The organism is Hymenobacter sp. AT01-02 (assembly GCF_000961955.2).
Lineage (GTDB): Bacteria > Bacteroidota > Bacteroidia > Cytophagales > Hymenobacteraceae > Hymenobacter > Hymenobacter mucosus.
This window is the reverse complement of the sequence record NZ_JZIR02000230.1, coordinates 1-2,584: the sequence shown is the minus strand read 5'-3', so window position 1 is coordinate 2,584 and position 2,584 is coordinate 1. Positions and strand designations below refer to the sequence as shown.

Genomic DNA, 2,584 nt, shown 5'->3' with positions numbered 1-2,584 from the left:
TTGCCCGGCCTGGCCGACTCCTGCTTGCGGGCATCGCGGCAGGCGTGGGACTGGGCGCAGGTTCACCCGGCCGTGCTCTACCGGCAAAACGAGATGAACAAGCAGTTTCAGCCGGCCATCGTGACGGCGCCTACGACGACAACTCCATGCAGGACGAGTTTATCTGGGCGGCTACCGAGCTGTACATCACCACCAAGGACGACCGCTACTACACGGCCGTGCCGCTGTTTCCGGATGAGCAGGTGCCTGCCCCCGCCTGGAATCAAGTGCGGGCGCTGGCTTACTACTCGTTGGCGCGCAGCAAGGCTGTCCTCACGCCCACTGCCCGCCAAGAGGTGCCCAAGCTGGAAGCCCGCCTGATTGCCGCCGCCGATGCCCTACAGCAGAACTACACGGCCCAGGCCTACCAAACGGTGATGGGCAAACGGGCCGCCGACTATACCTGGGGCGGGAGTGCCACAGCAGCCAACCAGGGAATTTTGCTTATTCAAGCCTACCGCCTCACCAGCAAGCCGCAATATTTGCAGGCGGCGCTTTCTAACCTAGACTACCTGCTGGGCCGCAATGCCACTGGCTATTCCTTCCTCACGGGTAGCGGCACCAAGTCGCCGCAGCACCCGCACCACCGGCCCTCGGAGGCCGATGGCATAGCCGCGCCAGTACCCGGTTTGCTGGTAGGCGGCCCCAACCCCGGTCGCCAGGACAGCTGCGCCTACCCTTCCGACGCTGCCCGCCCTAGCCTACTCCGACAACGTGTGCTCCTACGCCTCCAACGAAATTGCCATCAACTGGAATGCACCCCTAGTATATCTGGCAGCGGCGCTGGAAGCACTCCAAACCAAGCTAAAGTAGCTCCGACATCAGGGAAGATTTGTGAAGGGTATATAGGGTAGCGACACAACGTATTGTGTTGCTACTCCATATACAAACTTGAACCTGTTCCAGAAAGTCGAGACGTTGCAGCACGACGGTCAAGCTGACTAGGTAGCTACAGGATGGCGGGACGGGCAGGCGCTTTTTCGGTTTTCAGCTTTAGCGTGGCCATTTTCAGACCCTTTGCCGTGGCGGTGAGGGTGATGGTGCCGGATTCTTTTGTTGTCTGAACCAGCACCTGGGCTAGGCCGTTGAACGTCTTCCGCTGCCAGGGCGCCGCCGGATAAACACCTGAATGGTGCCGAAATTAGTGTTCACCACATCCCAGTCATGTTCTTTGGTCAGGGGCGTTGCCACTATCTCGATGGTATTCTGACCCGGCTTGAGCAGAGTTGGCGCCAGACGAAACACGTTTCCTTCCGGGCTCTGCTTCAGGTCTTTGGCTATTTCCTGCCCATTGATAAAAAGGTGCTGCTCCCGGCCAATGCTGTTGTAGAACAACGTGACCTGGGCGTGGCAACCTCAGCGGGTAACTCAAAGGTGCCCCGGTGACGGTAGGCGGGCGCCAGATTTTTGTAGTCGCGCTGCACGAAGGCGGGCTGCCAGGTAGCAGATTGGTACTGCGCCTGCGCCGCTACGCCCGCCGCCAAGCTAGCCACGGGTGCTTCCTCCACTTCCTGGATAGCCACCATCTGACTGGTTTCCACGAACTTATCCTTTTCCCGCGACGTAGGGTTGCCGTTGCCAACACCGATAATTCTGCCGGGGCCGTTGATGGAAAAGGTGATGTCCTCGTTGGCGGTTGGTACGGTCAGGTTGCGGCGGTCGGTTACGGCCACGGTTACCACTGCTAGGTCCTCGCCGTCGGCTTGGAGCGCGGTTTTGTGCGGAGTGAGCTGAATGGCGGCGGCCTGGTCCGTAGTTCTGACCACCTCCGTCAGCGTCTTCCGGCCGTTTTTGTAGCCGCGGGCTTCCAGCGTGCCCGGTGCGTAGTTGACTTGCCAGGCCACGTGAGAATTCAGCGGCACGGCTTTCCTACCAAGGCTTTTCTTGTTCAGGAACAGTTCTACTTCATCGCAGTTGGTGTAGGCCCACACGTTTATGGGCTGGCCCTGGCGGGCGGGCCAATTCCAGTGCGGCAGTAAGTGCAGGGTAGGCTGCTGGCTCCACCACGAGCGGAGGTAGTACACATTGTCCTTGGGAAAGCCGCACAAGTCCATCATCCCGAAGTACGACGTAACCGAGGGCCACTGGTAGGGCGTGGCTTCCCCACGGTAGTCGAAGCCCGTCCAGATAAACAGACCGGCCAAGTAGGGCCGCTCGGCGTAGAAGCGCCACCCTTCCTCAATGCTGTAGAACGAAGGCCGGGGCTTTTGGTCGTAGGCGGCCTGGTAGTGCAGCCGCGGGTCGGTCACGTACACGCCGCGGGTGGCAAACGTGGAGCCTTCCTCCGTGCCCATGCCGGGCTGGTTGGGAAACTGCCGGTGGTGGGCGTCGATATCGCCGTTGCCTAGGTAGTTGTAGCCCATTACTTCCAGTACATCCGAAATGCCGCTCCGGAAGCCCCGCTGATGCCAGCCGTGCAGAGTCGTGTCGAGTCGAGGCTGTGCGCGTAGGCCTGCATGGTGGTGGCAATGCGCGCGCCCGTCGCACTGTTTTCAATGCCCCATTCCTCGTTGCCAATCGACCAACTGATGATACTCGGTGTTAG

General features: G+C 60.3%; 5 protein-coding genes. 1 reads left to right on the top strand and 4 read right to left on the bottom strand.

The genetic code is table 11. From position 1 onward, the window contains the following. On the top strand, window positions 1-893 hold an 893-nt coding region (locus tag VI25_RS22725; protein WP_262490009.1), incomplete at its 5' end, for a glycoside hydrolase family 9 protein. A 95-nt stretch (window positions 894-988) separates the two neighbouring features. On the opposite strand, the gene VI25_RS29115 is transcribed toward VI25_RS22725, so the two are convergent. The 4 genes from VI25_RS29115 to VI25_RS22710 form a co-directional block, all read right to left on the bottom strand. Further along, window positions 989-1,111 carry a hypothetical protein gene (locus VI25_RS29115; RefSeq protein WP_161807043.1) on the bottom strand — a complete coding sequence of 41 codons (123 nt, stop codon included), beginning with the start codon at window positions 1,109-1,111 and terminating at the stop codon, window positions 989-991. 5 nt (window positions 1,112-1,116) lie between these two features. Beyond that, the gene (locus VI25_RS22720) at window positions 1,117-1,374 is read right to left on the bottom strand and encodes a hypothetical protein (RefSeq protein ID WP_055562958.1); all 258 of its coding nucleotides are present in this window, start codon (window positions 1,372-1,374) and stop codon (window positions 1,117-1,119) included. Continuing rightward, entirely contained in the window at window positions 1,317-2,402 is a 1,086-nt protein-coding gene (locus VI25_RS22715; protein ID WP_055562957.1) for a DUF4982 domain-containing protein, read from the bottom strand. Before VI25_RS22715 ends, VI25_RS22720 begins: the two co-directional genes overlap by 58 nt. Further along, a partial coding sequence (locus tag VI25_RS22710) for a glycoside hydrolase family 2 TIM barrel-domain containing protein (protein WP_152981797.1) occupies window positions 2,402-2,584 on the bottom strand: 183 nt, incomplete at its 5' end. The genes VI25_RS22710 and VI25_RS22715, both read right to left, overlap by 1 nt.

Coding starts and splice junctions, on each gene's coding strand:
- VI25_RS22715 (WP_055562957.1), bottom strand. CDS start 2,402: ATGGGCTACAACTACCTAGGCAACGGCGATATCGACGCCCACCACCGG.